Source organism: Herminiimonas sp. (assembly GCF_030645555.1).
GTDB lineage: Bacteria > Pseudomonadota > Gammaproteobacteria > Burkholderiales > Burkholderiaceae_D > Oxalicibacterium.
In genome coordinates this window covers 23005-43625 of sequence record NZ_JAUSME010000322.1, presented here as the reverse complement: position 1 = coordinate 43625, position 20621 = coordinate 23005, and the positions used below count along the sequence as shown (strand labels likewise).

Here is a 20621-nt window from a genome sequence, read left to right as displayed (position 1 = left end):
ACCGGCGTCCTGCGCTTCGGTGAATTTGTCACCAAGGCAGGTCGCACCTCACCCTACTTTTTCAATGCGGGCCTGTTCAATCAGGGTCGCTCGCTGGCAAGGCTGGCAGAGTTTTATGCGCAGACGCTGATCGATTCGGGCATCGAGTTCGACATGCTGTTCGGCCCGGCGTACAAAGGCATCACGCTGGCATCGGCGACGGCAGTAGCGCTGGCCCACAAGGGGCGGGACGTGCCGTTTGCGTTCAACCGCAAGGAAGCCAAGGACCACGGCGAAGGCGGCACGATGGTTGGCGCGAAGCTGCAGGGCCGTGTGGTGATCATCGATGACGTGATTTCCGCCGGCACTTCGGTGCGTGAATCGGTCGACATGATACGCGCCGCAGGTGCGACGCCATGCGCCGTGTTGATCGCGCTGGACCGGATGGAACGCTCCGGCGCCGACAATGCGCTTTCGGCACATTCGGCGGTGCAGGAAGTCAGCAATACCTATGGCATACCGGTCGTATCGATCGGCAACCTGTCGGATTTGTTTGAGTATCTTTCGACTGCAGGCGCAGGGTCGGAGCAGGCGCAGTACAAGGATGCGGTTGCCGCTTACCGTGAAAGGTACGGCGTGAGTTAAGGCAGTCTTTTCTTTCCAGGGAGTGCAATGAAGGGCGCAGTCAAGACACTGGTTTTCCTCTCGCTGATGCAGGCGGCATATGCAGATGCCGCCATTTTCATGTGCCGCGATGCATCTGGCCGCACGCTGACTTCAGATCGCCCTATCCCGGAATGCGCAGACCGTGCAATACGCGAGTACGGCAACAATGGCGCGGTGAAAAGGGATATCTCTGCACCGCTGACTGCCGAGCAAAGCCGCGAAAAACTTTTGCAGGAAGAAAAGAAAAAAGCCGAACGTCTGGCCGCCGAGGAGCAGAAAAAAGCGGATCGCGCGCTGGTCTCCCGTTACCGCAGCGAAGACGATATTGCACAGGCCCGCAAGCGCGATACCAGCGTCGTGAGCGAACAGATTGCCCAGCAAAAAAAGGCTTTGTCGAATGTCGACAAAGAATGGAAAGAAGCGCAGGCTGCAGTCGAGGCGCAAAAAAAGCGCGGCCCTGTGTCGGCAGGTTTGCAATACAAGCTGGAGCGGGCCGAGCAAGGCGCGCGCGATCTGAAGCTAAGGCTGCATGAAAGCGAAGTCGAACTCATGCGCGTCGATGCGAAATACGATTTGACCTTGCTGCGTTACCGCGAAATTTCAAAAACTGCTTCATCCCGATAAGTACATCGGTATCCATGGACAGGCATGCCGGAAGCCCGGCATGTGCTCTGTTCAAATCAAGAAAGCCTGATCGATATTCGCATTTAAATTGCGGCCCCATATTCATGGGATGGCGTGACAGGCTCGCTGTATCTATCATCAGCCCCATCCGTAAAGTTGTTTCAGGCGCGTAATGCTGCGCGCACAGTGCATCTGCTTGTAGTCAACGACTGGGCGGATTCCCTATGAGCAGGCGGCCGGCTTATCCAGCACGCTCTGCTTATTCATCATTTAAAAAATTGAGTTTATGTCGATGGCGAGAATTGTGATTCGCTGGTTTGGTCTGCTGGCTTTTGTAGCCCTGGGCCTGCTTTGCCTGAATAATGCAGCGCATCGCGCCTGGGTCGCAAGCAGTGCTGCGGATGGCCACCCTTCTGCCTGGCTTTTTAGTGCAGGAAGTTTTTCAGTATGGTCAGTGGCCGCCGTGCTCGCAGGTTTCGGTATTTTTTTCCTATTTCGCGGCAGCCGGCCAGTCAGCAAATTGCCCATTTTCATCCTTGCGTTTTCATTGGCACTGGCCGTTTCCCCATTTTCCGCGAGTTCCTGGCTGTGGACGCCTGCCTCGATAGTGGAGGCCAGTGGTTGAAAGCCGAGTTCCGGTGTCGACTTGGGTAAGCGCGGTAGCTTGGCTAATGTTTTAAATGAAAAAAGCGCGCCCGTTTTACGGAGCGCGCTTTTTATTTTTGGCTTGCTTAATCAAGCCGTCAGTTTTTTCTTCAACAGCTCGGTAAGCTGGGCCGGATTGGCTTTCCCTTTGCTGGCCTTCATCGCCTGTCCCATCAGGGCATTGATAGCCTGCTCCTTGCCGGCGCGGAATTCTTCCACCGATTTGGCGTTTGCAGCCAATACGTCATCGACGATTTTTTCCAGTGCGCCGCTGTCGGAAATCTGTTTCAAGCCTTTCGACTCGATCACTTCATCGGCCAGCGTAGCGCTATCCGATTTGGCTTCCCACATTGCGCTGAATACTTCTTTCGCCAGCTTGTTGGAAATCGTGCCATCGGCGATGCGTTGCAGTAACAAGGCGAGTTGCGCTGCGGCGACCGGTGCGGCGGCGATCTCTATGCCTTCGCGATTGAGTGTCGAGGCGACGTCGCCCATCAGCCAGTTGGCGGCGGGTTTGGCTTGTTCCTTGCCGGCGATCGCCGTCACGGCTTCAAAGTAATTTGCCATCGCCTTCGATTGCGTCAGCACGGCGGCATCGTATTCCGACAATGCGTAATCGCGCACGAAACGGTCGCGCATGGCGCCCGGCAATTCCGGCATCTCGGCTTGCACGCGTGCTATCCATGCTGCGCTGATGACCAGCGGCGGCAAATCAGGATCGGGGAAGTAGCGGTAGTCGTGCGCATTTTCCTTGCTGCGCATTTCACGTGTTTCCTTCTTGTCCGGATCGTACAGGCGCGTTGCCTGCACCACGCGGCCGCCATCTTCTATCAGTTCGATCTGGCGCCGCACTTCATAGTTGATTGCATCTTCCATGAAGCGGAATGAATTCAGGTTCTTGATTTCGCAGCGCGTGCCATATTCCTTTTGCCCGACCGGGCGCACCGATACATTGGCGTCGCAACGGAAGGAGCCTTCCTGCATGTTGCCGTCGCAAATGCCTATCCAGGTCACCAGCGTGTGCAAGGCCTTGGCGTAGGCGACGGCTTCGGTTGCGCTGCGCATGTCGGGCTCGGTGACGATTTCCAGCAGCGGCGTGCCGGCGCGGTTCAGGTCTATGCCGGTCATGCCCTGGTAATCTTCATGCAGCGACTTGCCGGCATCTTCTTCCAGATGCGCGCGCGTCAATTGCACCGAGCGGATTTCGGTTTTGCCGTCGACTTCCATCGCAAACGAAACGCGGCCGCCCTGCACGATAGGCAGATCCATCTGGCTGATCTGGTAGCCCTTGGGCAGATCGGGATAGAAATAATTCTTGCGCGCAAAGACTGAGTGCGGCGCTATCGTTGCGCCGATTGCCAGGCCAAATTGAATTGCGCGTTCGACTGCGGTGCGGTTCATCACCGGCAAGGAGCCGGGCAATGCCAGGTCGACCGGCGATGTTTGCGTGTTTGGTTCGGCGCCGAATTGTGTAGGCGACCCGCTGAAAATTTTGGTCTTGGTCGTCAACTGCGTATGCGTTTCCAGACCGATTACGACTTCCCACTGCATGATGTTTCCTTACTCGCTAGTTAGCGTATTGAATTGTGCGGGCTGCGTCTTTATTCTGCCGGCTGGCGCAGATGCCAGTCAGTCGCTTGCTGATATTGATGCGCGACGTTCAGCAATTTTGCTTCGGCGAAGTAGTTGCCTATGATTTGCAAGCCGACCGGGCGCTTTGCATTCTTTTCGCCCTGGCCGAAGCCGCAGGGAATCGACATGCCGGGCAAACCTGCCAGGCTGGTCGACAGCGTGAAAATATCGGCCAGGTAATTCGCAATCGGGTCATCAGCCTTGTCGCCCAGATTCCATGCGACGGTCGGAGCAACCGGGCCCATGATGACGTCGCATTGCGTGAATGCTTGCTGGAAATCCTGCGCGATCAGGCGGCGTATTTTTTGCGCTTGCAAGTAGTAAGCGTCGTAATAACCATGCGACAGCACATAGGCGCCGACCAGTATCCGGCGTTTGACTTCATCGCCAAAACCTTGCGCGCGCGTCTTGCAATACATGTCGGACAAGTCTGTGTAGTCCTTGGCGCGGAAGCCGTAGCGCACGCCGTCGAAGCGGCTGAGGTTCGATGAGGCTTCGGCCGGTGCGATTACGTAATAAGTTGGAATCGACAGCTCGGTTTTCGGCAATGAAATATCGACCAGCGTGGCGCCGAGTTTTTCATATTCGGCCAGCGCGGCACGCACCGCTTGTTCGACATCGGCGGACAGGCCGGCGCCGAAATATTCGCGCGGGATGCCTATCTTCAAGCCTTGCAAACTCAGGTTCAAGTCGCGCGTGAAGTCTTCCTTGTCGCGCTCTATGCTGGTCGAATCGCGTTCATCGAAGCCTGCCATTGCATTGAGCAGCAAGCCGCAATCTTCAGCCGATTTGGCTATCGGTCCGCCCTGGTCCAGCGACGAGGCAAACGCGATCATGCCGAAGCGCGACACGCGGCCGTAAGTCGGCTTGATGCCGGTCACGCCACACAAGGATGCCGGCTGGCGTATCGAGCCGCCAGTGTCGGTGGCGGTCGATGCCGGTGCCAGGCGCGCCGCAATGGCGGCAGCAGAGCCACCCGAAGAACCGCCCGGGATTGCCGTCTTGTCCCACGGATTTTTGACTGCGCCGAAGTAGGAGTTTTCATTCGACGAGCCCATCGCAAATTCATCGCAATTCAATTTACCCAGCGTCACCATGCCGGCTTGGTTGAAGTTTTCGACCACGGTTGCATCGAAGGGGCTGGTGTAGTTTTCGAGCATCTTCGAGCCGGCGGTCGAGCGCCAGCCGCGCGTGACGAAAATATCCTTGTGCGCGATCGGGATGCCGGTCAACACAGTGGCGTCGCCGCTGGCAAGGCGTTGATCTGCCGCCGCGGCCTGCTGCAGCGTCAGCGCATCATCCACATGCAGGAAGGCATTGAGGTCGCTGCTCTTGATGCGCTGCAAAAACAGCTGCGCCAGTTCGGTCGCGGAAATCTTTTTCGCGTGCAGCAGGACGGATAATTCTTTGATGGTTTTGGTATGCATATTCGATATCGGGTGTTCGGTTGCGGAGCGTGCTGGCGCTCCGGTTGCGCATGGGTATGCGGATTATTCGATGACTTTAGGCACCAGATACAGGCCGTCCTGGCATGCCGGGGCGACTTTTTGATATTCGTCGCGCCGGTTCGGCTCGCTCACTATGTCGTCGCGCAAGCGCAGCGACAGGTCCGGCAGCAAGGCTGCGATCGGATGGCTCAGCGGTTCTACGCCGGTGGTATCGACGGCACTCAATTGTTCAACCAGTGCAAAAATGCCATTCAGCTTGTCCAGCGTTTGTGCAGATTGCGCATCGGTGAGTTCGATTTGCGCGAGCATGGAGAGGCGTTTGACATCGGAAAGTTCGAGGGACATGGTTGGATCGCGGTCTGGCCGCTGTTCAATGTTAAAAGGATCAGGAAGCGCAAAAGTCTTCTTGTGCCTGCAAAGCTTGTGCAAAATGGAACATCAAGCTTACATTTTTGGCGTTTTTGCCGACTAATTTAAGGTAAATTATAAGGTAGAATATCGGGTTAATGCCTTGCTGGCGCTGATATTGAGCCGCCACCGGTAATAAATCCTTTTTATATTTACTCATTTACTTAATTAAACGCACCTTTGTTGCGCACCGGGACAATTCATGTTTGGATTTCTACGTAGTTACTTTTCGAACGATCTGGCTATCGATCTGGGTACCGCGAATACACTGATTTATGTCCGCGGCCTGGGCATAGTGCTCGATGAGCCTTCCGTTGTGGCGATTCGCCAGCAAGGCGGTCCTAACGGCAAAAAAACCATCATGGCCGTTGGCAAGGAAGCCAAGCAGATGCTGGGCAAGGTGCCGGGTAACATCGAGGCGATCCGCCCGATGAAAGACGGCGTGATCGCCGACTTTACCGTCACCGAGCAAATGCTCAAGCAATTCATCCGCATGGTGCACGACACCAAACTGTTCAAACCTTCACCTCGCATCATCATTTGCGTGCCTTGCGGCTCCACCCAGGTGGAACGTCGCGCGATCCGCGAATCCGCGCTCGGCGCAGGTGCGGCGCAGGTGTACCTGAATGAAGAGCCGATGGCAGCAGCGATCGGCGCCGGCTTGCCGGTGTCGGATGCAACCGGTTCGATGGTGGTCGATATCGGCGGTGGCACTACCGAAGTCGGCATCATCTCGCTCGGCGGCATGGTCTACAAAGGCTCGATCCGCGTCGGTGGTGACAAATTCGATGAAGCGATCGTCAACTACATCCGCCGCAACTACGGCATGCTGATCGGCGAGCAAACCGCGGAAGCGATCAAGAAGGAAATCGGTTCCGCCTTCCCGGGCTCCGAAGTGCGCGAAATGGAAGTCAAGGGTCGCAACCTGTCGGAAGGCATCCCGCGCTCGTTCACGATTTCCAGCAATGAAATCCTGGAAGCCTTGACCGATCCGCTCAACAACATCGTTTCCGCCGTCAAGAACGCGCTGGAACAGACGCCGCCGGAACTCGGTGCCGACATCGCTGAAAAAGGCATGATGCTGACCGGCGGTGGCGCCTTGCTGCGCGATCTGGATCGCCTGATGATGGAAGAAACCGGTTTGCCAGTGATCGTGGCCGAAGACCCGCTGACCTGCGTGGTGCGCGGTTCCGGCATGGCGCTGGAGCGCATGGATAAACTGGGTTCGATCTTCTCTTACGAATAATCGACCTGCAACCGTCTCACCATCTGACTGGCTGACATGCGCAATGTCATGAAAGCACCTACCTTTGAAACGCAGGCTGCGGCTGCCGGACTTCATGTCCCGGCAGCCAGCTTTGTTTCGGCACTTCCGGCCTGCTGCGCCCGCAAGCAATAAATGGAATACAGCCCGCCGCCACTCTTCAAGCAAGGTGCTTCAGCACGTGCAAAGATGGTGTTCTTCTCCCTGATTGCCCTGGCGCTGCTGGCAGTTGATTCGCACGTGCGTACCCTGGCCGTTGTACGCCAGGTTGTTTCAACCGCACTCTACCCGCTGCAGGTGGTTGCGCTCGCGCCGCGCGATGCCGTGTATTACGTCGGCGATTATTTTGCTTCCCTGGCCGATCTCCAGACTGAAAACGAAAAACTCAAGGTGCAGCAAACTGTCAATGCGCGCACCTTGCAGCAGGGGCAGCAATTGCTGGCTGAAAACGCACAGCTGCGCCATTTGCTGGGCACCAGCGAACGCCTACCGGTGAAATCCGTGCTGGGCGAGATTCTGTACGATACGCGCGATGCATTTACACGCAAGATAGTGCTCGATCGCGGCACCCAGCATGGCGTCGCGCTCGGGCAGCCGGTGATTGACCATGTCGGCGTGGTCGGCCAGGTTACGCGGGTTTTCCCCTTTACCTCTGAAGTGACCTTGTTGACTGACAAGAATCAGGCGATACCGGTGCAGGTTGTGCGTAACGGTTTGCGCAGTGTGGCTTATGGTCGCGGACAGTCCAATGAGCTGGATCTGCGTTTCATGCCGACTAATGCCGATATACAAAAAGGCGATGTGCTGGTGACGTCCGGTATAGACGGCATTTATCCGGCCGGCCTGGCAGTGGCCACGGTGTCGCAGGTGGAAAGCAAATCGCTTGATTCGTTTGCGCGTATCGTCTGTCATCCATCTGCCGGTATCGATCGCAATCGCCAGCTATTGATCTTGCTGTCGGAAGCCAAGCTGGCGCCTCGCCCGGTCGACGATGCGAAAGAAAAGAACACGAAAATGTCCGGCATCCTGCGGCACGCAGCCAGCAGAACCAACGGCACGTCCGGCAAAGGCATGGATGTGCCGCCTGCTCAACCACCAGCTTCACAGCCTGCAGCGTCTTCGCGATGAATCATCAGCCACATTACATCCTGTTGCCGGCCAGCCCGCTCTTTATCGCGGTCAGTTTGATCGCGGCATTCCTGCTGAACCTGCTGCCGTGGGGACAGTGGATAGGCATTCCCGATTTTGTGGCGCTGATACTGGTGTTCTGGAGCATGCATCAGCCGCGCAAGGTTGGCATCGGCGTTGCATTCTTCATGGGTTTGCTGATGGATGTGCACGATGCTGCGGTGCTTGGTGAAAATGCGCTGGCTTATACCTTGCTGTCCTACTTTGCCATCATGATCCATCGCCGCGTATTGTGGTTCCCGGCCGGCACGCAAGCCTTGCATGTGTTCATGCTGCTGCTGGTGGCGCAGGTGGTGGAACTCATCGTCAGGGTGATGGTGGGCGGCAGATTTCCCGGCTGGCTGTATTTCACGGAGAGCGCAGTGGCTGCCTTGCTATGGCCGCTGGTGACGTGGATATTGCTTGCGCCGCAACGCCGGGCGATCAATCGCGATGATACGCGCCCGATTTGATCGGACGGGGTATCCGTTCGCCATGCAGGCAGTGGCAGAATTTTCACATGGAATGCCGGCTGGTCTTTTCTGGATGGGCCCGGAATCCGATGGCTGGCCGGTATTTGAAAACGAATGACTGAATTAAAAAATACCGAACGCGAATTACACCTCTTTCGCCTGCGCCTGTCGGTGGCGGGCGGGGTGGTGTTCATCCTGTTCGCGTGTTTGCTGGCGCGGTTTATCTGGCTGCAGGTATACAAGCACAACGATTATGTCGCGCAGGCTGAAGATAACCGGATTTCGATCGTCCCGGTGGTGCCGAATCGCGGCCTGATACTGGATCGCAATGGCGTTGTGCTGGCGCGCAATTACTCTGCCTACACGCTGGAGATCACGCCATCCAAAATCAATGGCGACCTGGAAACGCTGATCGATGAACTGGCCACGCTGGTGGATATCCAGCCCAGGGATCGCAAACGCTTCAAGAAGCTGCAGGAAGAATCGCGCAATCTGGCCAGTTCGCCCATACGTGTGCGCCTGAGCGATGAAGAGGTTGCCCGGTTTTCTGCGCAGCGCTATCGTTTTCCCGGCGTTGAGATACAGGCGCGGCTGTTCCGCCAGTACCCGCTCGGCGCGGTCGCCTCGCATGTGATCGGCTATATCGGCCGCATCAATCAGCGCGATGCAAAGGAAATTGACGGCAGCGACGATGCGACCAATTACCGCGGCACCGAGCACATCGGCAAGGAAGGCCTCGAGAAAAACTACGAAGAGCAACTGCACGGCAAGACCGGCTATGAAGAAGTGGAAGTCTCGGCCGGTGGCCGTCCTATCCGCACCCTGTCGCGCACGGCCGCGACACCGGGCGACAACCTGATATTGTCTATCGATATCGAATTGCAGAAAGTCGTCGAACAGGCATTTGGCGACAGGCGCGGGGCCCTGATTGCAATCGAGCCGTCAACCGGCGATATCCTGGCCTATGTTTCCATGCCTACCTTCGATCCGAATCTGTTCGTCGAAGGCATAGACCAGCAGAATTGGGATGCGCTGAATAATTCGCCGGATTTTCCCTTGTTGAACCGGCCGTTGTCGGGCTCATATCCGCCGGGCTCGACTTACAAGCCGTTCATGGCATTGGCAGCGCTGGAGCTGGGCAAGCGCAGGGCGACTGATGCGATATCCGATCCGGGGTTTTTTATTTTCGGCAATCACCGCTTCCGTGATGATAAAGAGGGCGGGCATGGCATGGTCGATATGTATAAATCGATAGTGCAATCCTGCGATACTTATTACTACTTGCTGGCCAACGACCTCGGTGTCGATGCGATACATGACTTCATGAAGCCTTTCGGCTTTGGCCAGAAAACCGGTATCGATCTCAGGTTTGAGCGCACCGGCGTGTTGCCGTCCACCGCATGGAAGGCCGCTGCCTACAGAAAACCGGAACAAAAGAAATGGTATGCAGGCGAAACCATTTCGATCGGCATCGGCCAGGGCTACAACTCGTTTACACCATTGCAGCTGGCGCAAGCCACCTCTATCCTCGCCAATAACGGTGTGGTGATGAAGCCGCATCTGGTGAAGGTGATAGAAAATGGCGCCACGCGCCAGCGCACGCTCACCGTGCCGAAGGAAAGTTACCGGATTCCATTGAAGCAGGAATATATCGATATCATCAAGAACGCGTGGGTTGGCGTGGCGAAGGAGGGTACGTCGGCACGCATCTTCGCCAATGCCGGTTACGTGTCGGCCGGAAAAACGGGGACGGCGCAGGTGATTGCGATCAAGAAAAATGAAAAATACGATGCCAGCAAGATATCGGATCGCCATCACGACCATGCCTTGTACACTGCGTTTGCACCAGCCGACAAGCCACGCATTGCGCTGGCACTGATCGTCGAAAACGGCGGCTTTGGCGCCGCGTCTGCGGCACCGATCGCCAAGCAGGCGATGGATTTTTATCTGCTGGGCAAGCGGCCTGATATCAAGGCGCCCGCCAAACCCATACTGGAGCCTATAGATGAACACGGGCATTGAACCGATAGGGTGCGCAGATGAATAACAAGCGCTCGCTGCTGCAAGTCATCCGGCCGTATACCGAGGTATTTGACGGCCCCCTGGTGCTGATAGTCGCCCTGATTCTGGCTCTCGGTACCCTGACGCTGTATTCGGCTGGCATTGATTTCCCCGGTCGCGTTGAAGATCACGTGCGCAACATCATGATTGCCTTCATCGTGATGTGGATAGCCGCAGTGGTGCCTCCGCAAACCCTGATGCGCTTTGCCGTGCCCCTGTACCTGACCGGGATCGTGCTGCTGCTGGCAGTGGCGCAATTCGGTTTGATCAAAAACGGCGCGCGGCGCTGGGTTGATCTCGGCATCATCATCCAGCCATCAGAAATCATGAAAATTGCGATGCCGATGATGCTGGCATGGTTTTTCCAGAAGCGCGAAGGCATGACGCGCTGGCGCGAATTTCTGGTCGCCGGCCTGCTGTTGATCGTGCCGGTCGGATTGATCATGCGCCAGCCGGATCTGGGGACCTCGCTACTGGTTCTGGCGGCCGGTTTTTACGTGATTTTTCTCGCCGGTTTGTCGTGGAAAGTGATGCTGGCTGCTGCGGTTGCCGTGCTGGCCAGCCTGCCGGTAGTGTGGTCGATGCTGCATGACTATCAAAGAGGCCGGGTGCTGACCCTGATCGATCCGACCACCGATCCACTGGGCAAGGGCTTTCATATCATCCAGTCGACGATTGCAATTGGTTCGGGCGGCATCACCGGCAAAGGCTGGTTGAACGGTACCCAGGCACATCTGGAATTTATCCCCGAGCGCACCACCGATTTCATTTTTGCAGTGTTTTCGGAAGAATTCGGCTTGATCGGCAACTGCATCCTGCTGACGCTGTATCTGTTCTTGATCGGACGCAGCATGATCATCGCAGCCAATGCACCGACCTTGTTCAGCCGCTTGCTGGCAGGCGCAATCACGCTGATTTTCTTTACCTATGCATTTGTGAACATGGGCATGGTGAGCGGCATACTGCCGGTCGTCGGCGTGCCCTTGCCCTTCGTCAGTTACGGTGGCACCGCATTCGTCACGCTTGGCTTGGGGGTCGGTATTTTGATGAGCATACAACGCCACAGAAAATTGATGCAAAGCTGATGCCTATGGTTCATCGATAGCGATGCCACTGGCCGGACGCAATCAACATCAGGAGCAAACCATGCAATTAGGCCCATACGATAGATTACGCATTTTCGCGCTGCTGTCCGTCCTTGCACTGGCCGGTTGCAGCAGCGTGCCACTGGACACTGCGCCGGGCAGCAAGGCGCAGGCAACCGGCAAGGCGAAAACCTCTGCGCATCCAGTCCTGCCGCCGGCCGGTTCGGGGCGCGGCGCTTATTACAAGGATGACGGTCCGGGCGATGTCACGCCGGACGGCTTGCTGGACATGCCGGATGCGGTGCCGCGGATAGAGCCTTATTCAGCGCGTGGCAACAAGCCCTACGTGGTGTTCGGGAAAAAATATGTGCCTATCACCGATGTGCGGCCATTCAAGCAGCGCGGTTATGGCAGCTGGTACGGCAAGAAGTTTCACGGCCAGAAAACTTCATCCGGCGAGCTGTATGACATGTACCAGATGTCGGCCGCGCATCCGACGCTGCCCATCCCATCGTATGCACGCGTTACCAATTTGAGCAATGGCAGGCAGGTGATCGTGCGGGTCAATGATCGCGGCCCTTTTCATTCGAGTCGTGTGATGGACCTGTCGTATACCGCGGCACTGAAGCTGGGGTATATCGGACACGGCAGTGCCGAGCTGGAAGTCGAGCGCCTGTTGCCGGCAGATATAGAAGAGATACTTGCGCGCAAGGGCAGTAGTTCGAGCACGTTGGCGGCGGTCGAAGCGGCACCCGTGTTGGCGCCAGCCATAGAGGCGACTACGCTGGCACCGGCGACGATGCAGCCGCTGGCGTATGGCGCCGAGGCAAATGCATCTGCTGCATCCGCGCTCCCGGCCAGCGGCTTTTATCTGCAATTCGGTGCGTATACGCAAGCAGGCAATGCGGAAGTGGTACGTGCAAGGCTGGCGCAGGATGCCGGCCATGTGCTGCCGCAACTGAAGGTCGAACCGTCAAACAATCTGTATCGTTTGTATAGCGGCCCGTTTGCCAGCCGGGATGATGCGGCTGCTGCCGCCGCGCAGCTACAGGGTGCGGGCGGCGCAAAACCGTTTATCGTGCAGCGTTAATCCTGTTCACGATCGCTGCCGGCTTTCATCTGCAAGGCACGGTCGTACAGGGAGTTCTTTTTCTGGCCGGTGATGTGTGCGGCGAGGGTGGCGGCCTGTTTCACTGAACATTCCTGCAGCAGGATAGTCAGGATGCGTTCAGCCTCGATCTGGTCTTGATCGCCGGCAGTCGGCGCGCCTTCCAGCAACACGACAAACTCACCTTTTTGTCTGTGTGCATCGGCATCTATCCAGGCGCGGGCTTCGGCCAGCGTGCAGCGATGTATTTCTTCAAACAGCTTGGTCAATTCGCGTGCAAAAACGATATGCCGCGTCGGCTCGAATGCGGCGGCCAGTGCATCGACCGCCTCTGCAATGCGATGCGGCGCTTCATAAAACACCATGGTCGCCGCCACGCTTTTCAGGCTGAACAAAAAGGTTTCGCGCTGCTTGGCCTTGGCCGGCAAAAAGCCGATGAAATAAAATTGATCATTGAGCAAGCCGCTGGCCGACAAGGCCGTAACGGCGGCGGATGCGCCTGGCAGCGGGATCACGCGCAAGCCGGCGTTGCGCACTGCATCGACTATGCGCGCGCCGGGATCCGACACGGCCGGCGTGCCGGCATCGGATACCAGTGCAATCCGTTCGCCGGCCTGCAGACGGGTGATCAGCTTTTCGGCGACTTCGCGCTCGTTGTGCTGATGGGCTGCAATCAGGTTTTTTGACAAGCCGTAACGGCTCAAAAGGTGACCGGTATTTCTCGTGTCTTCGCAAGCGATTGCATCGACTATCGATAAAGTGTGCAAAGCGCGCAACGATATGTCACCCGTGTTCCCGATCGGTGTAGCCACCACATATAATGTCGCCGAAGGGTAGGTTTGCTGCGCAATGTCTTGTAATACATCGTGCATCATCGGCAGGATCGTGGATGTGCTGTCGGTTGGTTCAGTCATTGGGAGAATCGGATGTTGGGAAATTTAGCGAGAATGTTCGTGCTGGCAGGTTTCATCAGCGGATTGTGCTCGCCTGTCCTGGCAAATACAAGCATCGCTGTCGGCGGCGCGGCCAGTGTAACCGGCATTCAGGCGCAGCGCTCGACGCTCGAGCCGCTGCAACTTGCCCAAAGCGATCCGGTATTGCGCAGTACAGGCAGCAGTGATCTTGCCGATGGCCCCATCATGGGGACGGTTGACATGCCGGTCGTGACCACCCGCTTGCCGCCTGTGCGCATTGCCTTGCTGTTGCCGCGCCGTTCGGAAGCCATGGCGCAGGTTGCCGATGCAGTGCGCGCCGGGTTCATGGCCGCCTACCAGCATGAACCGCAGAATATTACCGTCAATCTGGTGGAAACCGGCGATGCTGCGCAAGACGTGCTGTCCGGTTACCTCGAGGCGGCGATGCGTAACGACATCGTGGTCGGGCCGCTGACACGCAGTGGCGCTTCGGCGATCGTGCAAAATGGCAGCGTCAGCAAACCGACGCTCGTGCTGACCCAATTGAATGCCGGCGATGAGGCGCCAGTGGGCGTGCCAGCCAACATGCTGGTGATGGGTTTGTCGATCGAGGATGAGGCGCGGCAGGTCGCCAGCTGGGCTGGTGCACGCAAGACGATGGCCAGGGCGTTCGTGATTTCAAGCGCGGCTTCATGGCAGCGGCGTGCAGCCAGGGCCTTTGCCACCGAATGGCGCCATCTCGGACTGCCATCCGACACAATGGAGCTCGGCATGAGCGGCGGCTTCATCAGCGCTGCCGCACTGGTGCAATTGAAGAAGCGCATCCAGGCAGAAAAGCCGGCCTTGATCTTTGTCGCGCTCGATGCTGCACAGGCCATACAGTTGCGCCTTGCGATCGGCGGTGAAGTCCCTATGGTCGGTACTTCGCAACTGAATCCGCTGGCCCTGGCTGACTGGGCCAGCGCCAGCCGTTTGAATGATCTGGAAGGCGTGCAACTGCTGGACATGCCGTGGCAGTTGCAAGCCGATCATGCGGCGGTGATGGCTTATCCGCACCTTGCGAAAAGTGGCGAGCAACGCATCAGCCCTGATATCGAACGCCTGTATGCGCTGGGTATCGATGCCTATCGGGTCGCGCACAACATCGCGCTCAAGCAGACAGAATTCAATCTGGATGGCGTGACGGGAAGACTGGCGGTCCGCTTCGGTCGTGGCGCGCCGCATTTCGACCGCGTCATGCAGCCGGCGATTTATCGCGAAGGCATGGTGCAGCCGCTGGACGCGCGATGAGCATACGCTGATGCGCCTGCCCGCCTTCCTCAGTCGTCCGCGCACCGCCCGGCAGATCGTGGGGCAGATGGGCGAAGATGAGGCACTCGCCTATTTGCAGCAGCAGGGTTTGACGCTGGTCGAGCGCAACTTCCTTTGCAAGGGCGGTGAAATCGATCTGGTAATGCAGGATGGAGAGGCGCTGGTTTTTGTCGAAGTCAGGAAGCGCGCCGACAAGCATCATGGCGGCGCGGCCGCCAGCATCACGCGCAGCAAACAACAGCGCCTGATCATCGCGGCGCATATTTTCCTGCAGCGTTACAAAATGCCGCCTGCCTGCCGCTTCGACGTGATTGCGATCGACGCGGCAGAAATGAGCTGGCTGAAAAATGCCATCGATGCCTGAATTACAATCTGCATCATGAATCCACGCATGCCTGCCTTATAATTCACCACACCATGATCAATCAACGCATCATCAGCCACTTTCATGAAAGTGCAGAGCTGAAAATTCAAGCCGCCTCGCTGCTGGCACGTCCCATCCAGCAAGCCGTGGAACTAATGTTCGGCGCCCTGTCTAATGGAAACAAGATACTTGCGTGCGGCAACGGCGGTTCTGCTGCCGACTGCCAGCATTTTTCGGCGCAACTGGTAGGCCGTTTCGAGCGCGAGCGCTTGCCACTGCCGGTGATGGCGCTGACGACCGATACCTCGATCCTGACTGCCATCGGCAATGACTACAGCTATCAGGAAATTTTCAGCAAGCAGGTGCAGGCATTCGGACAATCCGGCGACGTCTTGCTGGCTTTGTCTACATCCGGCAATTCCGCCAATGTCATCGCTGCCATCGAGGCCGCACTGGAACGCGACATGCGTGTGGTGGTGATGACCGGCAAGGGCGGCGGTGCAATGGCCAAACTGATTACCGACGCAGATGTACATATCTGCGTCCCGCACGACCGCACGGCACGGATACAGGAAGTGCATTTATTAACGATACATTGTTTGTGTGACGGCATAGACGTCGCACTATTTGGAGGAGATGAAAATGATTGATCTGAACCGCTGTTTGCATGTGGTACGACGTCCGCTGGCACTGGTGCTGGTGTGTGGCGCTACCGCCTTGAGTCTGCAGGGCTGTGTCGGCATCATGATGGGCGGCGCAGCCGTCGTCGGCACGCTGGCTGCGACCGACAGGCGCACGCTAGGCGCACAGACGGAAGACAAGGCGATCGCCATCAAGGGTGAGTCGCGCATCCCGAAAGTGGTGGGCGAAAGCGGCCACGTGAATGTCGCGAGCTTCAATCGCAAAGTCTTGCTGACCGGCGAAGTGCGCGACGAGGCAGCCAAAGCCGCTGCCGAACAGGAAGCCGCTGCCATCGAGGGCGTGCAAGCGGTCGTCAATGAACTGGCGATTGCCGGCCCATCCAGTTTTACCTCGCGCTCCAGCGATACCGTGATCACGGGCAAGGTGAAGGCATCGTTTGTCGATGAAAAAAACCTGTCTGCCAATTCGATCAAGGTTGTCACCGAACGTGGCGTGGTCTACCTGATGGGGCGTGTGACGCAGGGCGAAGGCAATCTGGCTTCCGAGATCACGCGCGGCGTGAGCGGCGTGGCCAAGGTCGTCAAGGTGTTTGAATACATCACCGACGAGGAATACCGTCTGCTCAGTACAACACCGGATACCGTGCAGAGAAAATAGACATTAAATAATGATTGCCGCCTGACAAGCGGCGGTTTTGGAATGCTATATTGAAGCCGCACGACATTGAGTCGTGCGGCTTTTTCATTGGGAGCAAACATGACAGCAGTACTCGTACTATTGGCTATCGTTGTGATCTGGGGCGTGGGGGTATATAACCGCATCGTCGCCCTGCGCAATTATTTCAAGAATGCATTTTCGCAAATCGACGTGCAACTCAAGCGTCGTTATGATCTGATCCCCAACCTGGTTGAAACCGCAAAAGCCTATATGACGCATGAGCGTGAAACGCTGGAAGCGGTGATAGGCGCGCGCAATCAGGCCGTGAGCGCGAATAAGAAAGCCGCCGGCGATCCGGCTGATGCGGCCGCATTCAGGCAAATGGTTGCCGCTGACGGCGTGTTGAATGCATCGTTGGGCAAACTGTTCGCCTTGTCTGAAGCCTATCCGGAATTGCAGGCTAATCAAACCATGATGCAGTTGAGCGAAGAGCTCGCCAGCACCGAAAACCGGATTGCGTTTGCGCGCCAGGGTTACAACGACAGCGTGATGTCATACAACATCGCGATCGAGCAATTCCCCGGCTCGGTGGTAGCCAACAGCTGCGGTTTCAAAACAGCCGAATTGCTGGAGTCGACAGAAACGCCGGAAGAACGCAAGGCCATCAAAGTCGGATTCTGATTGCGCACCATGTTTGAAGGGTATGCACCCATGCATGGCGCGCTCGCGGCATGACTTTCTTTGAGCAGCAGGATCACGCGCGGCGCCAGACCAGGACGCTGGTGCTCCTGTTCGCGCTCGCAGTCCTGGCGATCGTGCTGGCAGTCAACCTGGGCATGGCGTTGATCGCGATCTGGATGCAGGGCCAGCCCTGGGCCGGGCCGCATGATTATCCGCGCGGGTTTTTCTTCGCCAATACCTTCATCACCCTTGGTTTGATAGGAGGCGGCACGCTGATCGAAATGTACAACCTGCGCGATGGCGGCGATGCCGTGGCGCGCATGGCGGGCGGCACGATCGTCGCGTCCAACACCCATGATGGACGCAAGCGTCGTTTGCTCAATGTGGTCGAAGAGATGGCGCTGGCATCCGGCATTGCCTGCCCCAGGGTCTACGTACTCGAGCGGGAGGATGCAATCAATGCATTCGCTGCCGGCTACAATGCAAATGAAGCTGTGCTTGCAGTCACACGCGGCGCGCTGGAGCGCTTGACGCGCGATGAACTGCAAGGCGTGATCGGCCATGAATTCAGTCATATCCTCAACGGTGACATGCGCTTGAATGTGCGCCTGATAGGCGTGCTGTTCGGGATGCAAATGGTGGCCGGCTTTGGCCGGCAAATGATGGATGTCAGCATGGGTGCCGGTGATTCCGGGCAGGGCAATGGAAAAAGTACGCCGCTGCATCTGGTGTTCCTGGTGACGGGCGCGATGCTGTTCATGATCGGCTATCTCGGGATTTTTTTCGGACGCATCATCAAATCCGCCGTTTCGCGGCAACGCGAATTCCTGGCCGATGCCAGCGCAATACAATTCACCCGCAATCCGGATGGCATAGGCCAGGCCTTGCGCAAGATTGGCGGGCTCAATCGCCCGGGTTTTGCCGGTGTGTATATCCTGCATCCGAATGCCGAGCATTTGTCCCATTTATTCCTGAGTGCTGCGCGGCCGAATCTGCTGGCAGGCTGGTTTGCGACCCACCCTCCGCTGCGCGAACGGTTGCATCGTATTTACGGCCGGGATGTCGGCATGCTGGATGCGCCGGAAATGGCGGCCGAAGAAAATTTCCAATTTCCCACTGCACCCGAACTTTTGCCTGACCTGCCTTACGTCGCGGCCGGCTTTGCTGCCGCCGATGCAGACATGCAGGCTGCCAGCGCTGCGATCATCGAGACGGCAGCACGCGCCTATGGCCATGGCGCGCTGGACGGTATCCGGCTGGCGCCAGCCATAGACCAGGCCGCACATGAGCCACGCGCAGCCACTGCCATCGTGTATGCATTGCTGCTGGATCCGGATGCGCAACAAGGCGAGCAGCAAGCGGCATTGCGCACCCATCTGCCGCAGCAGGCAGAACAGGTTGCCTTGCTGGCGGCTGCGATCTGGCAGCTGTCGCCCCATGCGCGCCTGCCCTTGCTCGATCTGGCGATGCCTGCCTTGCGTCAGTTGGCGGCGGATGAGCGTGCCTTGCTGTTGGCGAATGTCGATAAATTGATTGCTGCTGACAAGCGCATGAGCCTGTCTGAATTTGTATTGCAAACCGTACTCGCACGTCGTCTCGATATGCATGCAGGGCGGGCGGTGCCGGTAAAATTCTTGTCGCTGCAGGAATTGAGGCCTGAATGCGCAAGCCTGTTTTCACTGGCGTCCTATGTGGCGGCCCCGTTGCTGCAACTGCCTGCGGCCACCCTGTTCATGCGGTCGGCGGCTGCCTGTACGCAACTGGCTTTGTCAGAGCAGGATTTGGTCGATGTGCAGATACTGAGATTCAGCAAGATCAAAGCCGCGCTAGATCGCGCCAATCAGTTGGCGCCGCTGGCCAAGCCGGCCTTGATCAAGGCGCTGATCGCGGTAGTCAGCGAGCATGACGCGTTACCGCTGGGCGTGGCCGATCTGTTGCGTGCGATCTGTGCGGCACTGGAAGCGCCCATGCCGAATGTAGTGGCGGCCATGTATACCGAGTCCGGCTGGCCCGAAGTCTGATGCCTGCAGCGCGCATGCTTCCGGCGCGATCCGTTCGACCTGACTATAATGGGCGCACCGTACACAGCTAGAACATCCCGGATTGTCGATTATGCAAACATCATCTCCCGCAACGCAAAAACGCAGCTGGCTAAAGATAGTCGCCTTGCTGATGGTCGTGGCATTGGCCGCGATTGCCTATCTTTCGATTTCGAAAAAGGAAGTCATACCGGACGTGACCTTTGTCAATCTGCAAGGGAAGAAAATTACGTCGCAGGATTTGCGCGGCAAGGTCGTGATGATCAATTTCTGGGCAACCTCTTGCGCAACCTGCGTCAAGGAAATGCCGGAGATGGTCGAGACGTTCAACAAATACCATGCGCAAGGCCTGGAATTTATCGCCGTCGCAATGGTTTATGATCCGGCCAACTATGTATTGAATTTTGTCGAGACGCGCAAGTTGCCGTTTACCGTTGCGCTCGATACGCAAGGCGAACTGGCGAAGTCGTTCGGCGATATCAAATTGACGCCGACCACACTGGTGATCGACAAGGATGGCCACGTCATCAAGAAATATGTGGGCGAGCCTGACTTCCCGGTCTTGCATCAACTGCTGGAAAAGGCGCTGGCCGCCTGACGTCGCCAGCCTGCCTCAGGCGCGGGATTTCTTTCCGCCGCTGACGCGCGCTATATTGGCCAGGTCGCGCCAGCTTTGCACTTCCCTGAAATGATCCGCAAGCAGCAAGGCGCGTGCTGCCGCGGCTTGATCGTAACCATGTTCCATCAATAGCCAGCCATCGTCGGCCAGATGGCGCGCGGCATGGCTGCTGATAGTACGCAGGTCCGACAAGCCATCGGCATGATCGGTCAGCGCATCGATCGGCTCGAAGCGCAAATCGCCTTCTGACAAATGCCTGTCGCCGGCGACGATGTAGGGCGGGTTGGAGACGATCAAATCGAACTGCCGGTCGCCCAATGCGGCGAACCAGTCGCTGTGCAAAAACTCTATCCCTGCCTGATGTTTGCTGGCGTTGGCTTGCGCCACCGCCAGTGCTGCTGCGCTGGCATCGAGTGCGGTGACGCGCGCATCGGGCCGCGTATGCGCCAGCGCAATCGCGATTGCGCCGGAGCCGGTACCCATATCCAGCACGCGGCCTTGGGGCGGCAAATGCTGCAGGGCCAGTTCAACCAGCAATTCGGTATCGGGGCGTGGAATCAGTACGGCCGGGTTGACTTCAAACGCGAGGCCGAAAAATTCGCGCTCGCCGACTAGATAGGCGATAGGCTCGCCTGCCAGACGGCGTGCAAACAGGCTGGCAAGTTGCTGTGCTTCAGCGGCGCTCAATGCGCGTTCGGATTGCGTGATCAATTGCACGCGCGAGATTTGTGCGACATGGCCGAGCAGGATGCGCGCTTCCTGCTGTGGCAGCGGCGCGTCGCGCATGACCGATCCTATGGTCGTGCCCGGAGCGACGGCTGCGGCCGGCATTGA

At 57.5% G+C, this 20621-nt stretch carries 22 protein-coding genes; 16 read left to right on the top strand and 6 right to left on the bottom strand.

Annotation, left to right across the window (positions count from 1 at the left end):
* The 3 genes from pyrE to Q7T06_RS12175 all read left to right on the top strand — a co-directional run.
* The coding region (gene pyrE / locus Q7T06_RS12185) for an orotate phosphoribosyltransferase (protein ID WP_304785045.1) at nucleotides 1–624 on the top strand (624 nt) is incomplete at its 5' end.
* A gap of 27 nt (nucleotides 625–651) precedes the next feature.
* Complete coding sequence (locus Q7T06_RS12180) at nucleotides 652–1269, top strand: DUF4124 domain-containing protein (protein ID WP_304785043.1); 618 nt, start codon at nucleotides 652–654, stop codon at nucleotides 1267–1269.
* A 286-nt stretch (nucleotides 1270–1555) separates the two neighbouring features.
* Nucleotides 1556–1894 (top strand): hypothetical protein, encoded by a 339-nt coding sequence (locus Q7T06_RS12175; RefSeq protein ID WP_304785041.1) that lies wholly within the window; start codon nucleotides 1556–1558, stop codon nucleotides 1892–1894.
* Between the two features lie 110 nt (nucleotides 1895–2004).
* On the opposite strand, the gene gatB is transcribed toward Q7T06_RS12175, so the two are convergent.
* The 4 genes from gatB to Q7T06_RS12155 all read right to left on the bottom strand — a co-directional run bounded on the left by gatB (nucleotide 2005) and on the right by Q7T06_RS12155 (nucleotide 5562).
* Complete coding sequence (gene gatB / locus Q7T06_RS12170; RefSeq protein WP_304785038.1) at nucleotides 2005–3465, bottom strand: Asp-tRNA(Asn)/Glu-tRNA(Gln) amidotransferase subunit GatB; 1461 nt, start codon at nucleotides 3463–3465, stop codon at nucleotides 2005–2007.
* 50 nt (nucleotides 3466–3515) lie between these two features.
* Nucleotides 3516–4973, bottom strand: a complete 1458-nt coding sequence (gene gatA / locus Q7T06_RS12165; protein WP_304785035.1) for an Asp-tRNA(Asn)/Glu-tRNA(Gln) amidotransferase subunit GatA — start codon at nucleotides 4971–4973, stop codon at nucleotides 3516–3518.
* 63 nt (nucleotides 4974–5036) lie between these two features.
* The gene (gatC, locus tag Q7T06_RS12160) at nucleotides 5037–5339 is read right to left on the bottom strand and encodes an Asp-tRNA(Asn)/Glu-tRNA(Gln) amidotransferase subunit GatC (protein ID WP_304785032.1); all 303 of its coding nucleotides are present in this window, start codon (nucleotides 5337–5339) and stop codon (nucleotides 5037–5039) included.
* A gap of 40 nt (nucleotides 5340–5379) precedes the next feature.
* A complete protein-coding gene (locus tag Q7T06_RS12155; RefSeq protein ID WP_304785030.1) occupies nucleotides 5380–5562 on the bottom strand; it encodes a hypothetical protein in 183 nt (60 codons plus the stop codon).
* Nucleotides 5563–5604: 42 nt separating this feature from the next.
* On the opposite strand from Q7T06_RS12155, the gene Q7T06_RS12150 reads away from it, so the two are divergent.
* From Q7T06_RS12150 to Q7T06_RS12125, 6 genes are all read left to right on the top strand, one after another.
* Nucleotides 5605–6648 (top strand): rod shape-determining protein, encoded by a 1044-nt coding sequence (locus Q7T06_RS12150; protein ID WP_304785028.1) that lies wholly within the window; start codon nucleotides 5605–5607, stop codon nucleotides 6646–6648.
* A gap of 153 nt (nucleotides 6649–6801) precedes the next feature.
* Nucleotides 6802–7794: a rod shape-determining protein MreC gene (gene mreC, locus Q7T06_RS12145; protein ID WP_304785026.1), complete on the top strand. Its 993-nt coding sequence runs from the start codon at nucleotides 6802–6804 to the stop codon at nucleotides 7792–7794.
* Nucleotides 7791–8306: a rod shape-determining protein MreD gene (gene mreD, locus Q7T06_RS12140; RefSeq protein ID WP_304785024.1), complete on the top strand. Its 516-nt coding sequence runs from the start codon at nucleotides 7791–7793 to the stop codon at nucleotides 8304–8306. The genes mreC and mreD overlap by 4 nt, the downstream gene beginning before the upstream one ends.
* A gap of 114 nt (nucleotides 8307–8420) precedes the next feature.
* On the top strand, nucleotides 8421–10328 hold the full coding sequence (mrdA, locus tag Q7T06_RS12135) for a penicillin-binding protein 2 (RefSeq protein WP_304785022.1): 1908 nt from the start codon (nucleotides 8421–8423) through the stop codon (nucleotides 10326–10328).
* Between the two features lie 17 nt (nucleotides 10329–10345).
* The gene (rodA, locus tag Q7T06_RS12130; RefSeq protein WP_304785020.1) at nucleotides 10346–11452 is read left to right on the top strand and encodes a rod shape-determining protein RodA; all 1107 of its coding nucleotides are present in this window, start codon (nucleotides 10346–10348) and stop codon (nucleotides 11450–11452) included.
* 61 nt (nucleotides 11453–11513) lie between these two features.
* The gene (locus tag Q7T06_RS12125) at nucleotides 11514–12542 is read left to right on the top strand and encodes a septal ring lytic transglycosylase RlpA family protein (protein WP_304785018.1); all 1029 of its coding nucleotides are present in this window, start codon (nucleotides 11514–11516) and stop codon (nucleotides 12540–12542) included.
* Here the strand turns inward: Q7T06_RS12125 and rsmI are convergent.
* Complete coding sequence (rsmI, locus tag Q7T06_RS12120; RefSeq protein ID WP_304785015.1) at nucleotides 12539–13474, bottom strand: 16S rRNA (cytidine(1402)-2'-O)-methyltransferase; 936 nt, start codon at nucleotides 13472–13474, stop codon at nucleotides 12539–12541. The two genes, Q7T06_RS12125 and rsmI, sit on opposite strands and share 4 nt — an antisense overlap.
* Before the next feature lie 12 nt (nucleotides 13475–13486).
* On the opposite strand from rsmI, the gene Q7T06_RS12115 reads away from it, so the two are divergent.
* From Q7T06_RS12115 to Q7T06_RS12085, 7 genes are all read left to right on the top strand, one after another.
* Nucleotides 13487–14764 (top strand): penicillin-binding protein activator, encoded by a 1278-nt coding sequence (locus Q7T06_RS12115; protein WP_304785013.1) that lies wholly within the window; start codon nucleotides 13487–13489, stop codon nucleotides 14762–14764.
* Nucleotides 14765–14774: 10 nt separating this feature from the next.
* Nucleotides 14775–15149: a YraN family protein gene (locus tag Q7T06_RS12110; protein ID WP_304785011.1), complete on the top strand. Its 375-nt coding sequence runs from the start codon at nucleotides 14775–14777 to the stop codon at nucleotides 15147–15149.
* A 53-nt stretch (nucleotides 15150–15202) separates the two neighbouring features.
* Nucleotides 15203–15799 carry a phosphoheptose isomerase gene (locus Q7T06_RS12105; RefSeq protein ID WP_304785009.1) on the top strand — a complete coding sequence of 199 codons (597 nt, stop codon included), beginning with the start codon at nucleotides 15203–15205 and terminating at the stop codon, nucleotides 15797–15799.
* Nucleotides 15792–16448 (top strand): BON domain-containing protein, encoded by a 657-nt coding sequence (locus Q7T06_RS12100; protein WP_304785006.1) that lies wholly within the window; start codon nucleotides 15792–15794, stop codon nucleotides 16446–16448. Before Q7T06_RS12105 ends, Q7T06_RS12100 begins: the two co-directional genes overlap by 8 nt.
* Nucleotides 16449–16547: 99 nt before the next feature.
* Nucleotides 16548–17129 (top strand): LemA family protein, encoded by a 582-nt coding sequence (locus Q7T06_RS12095; protein ID WP_304785004.1) that lies wholly within the window; start codon nucleotides 16548–16550, stop codon nucleotides 17127–17129.
* A 50-nt stretch (nucleotides 17130–17179) separates the two neighbouring features.
* On the top strand, nucleotides 17180–19150 hold the full coding sequence (locus tag Q7T06_RS12090; RefSeq protein WP_304785002.1) for a M48 family metallopeptidase: 1971 nt from the start codon (nucleotides 17180–17182) through the stop codon (nucleotides 19148–19150).
* A gap of 91 nt (nucleotides 19151–19241) precedes the next feature.
* Nucleotides 19242–19766, top strand: a complete 525-nt coding sequence (locus tag Q7T06_RS12085; protein WP_304785001.1) for a TlpA disulfide reductase family protein — start codon at nucleotides 19242–19244, stop codon at nucleotides 19764–19766.
* Between the two features lie 15 nt (nucleotides 19767–19781).
* On the opposite strand, the gene prmC is transcribed toward Q7T06_RS12085, so the two are convergent.
* Nucleotides 19782–20618: a peptide chain release factor N(5)-glutamine methyltransferase gene (gene prmC, locus Q7T06_RS12080; RefSeq protein WP_304785049.1), complete on the bottom strand. Its 837-nt coding sequence runs from the start codon at nucleotides 20616–20618 to the stop codon at nucleotides 19782–19784.
* Nucleotides 20619–20621 lie beyond the last annotated feature (3 nt).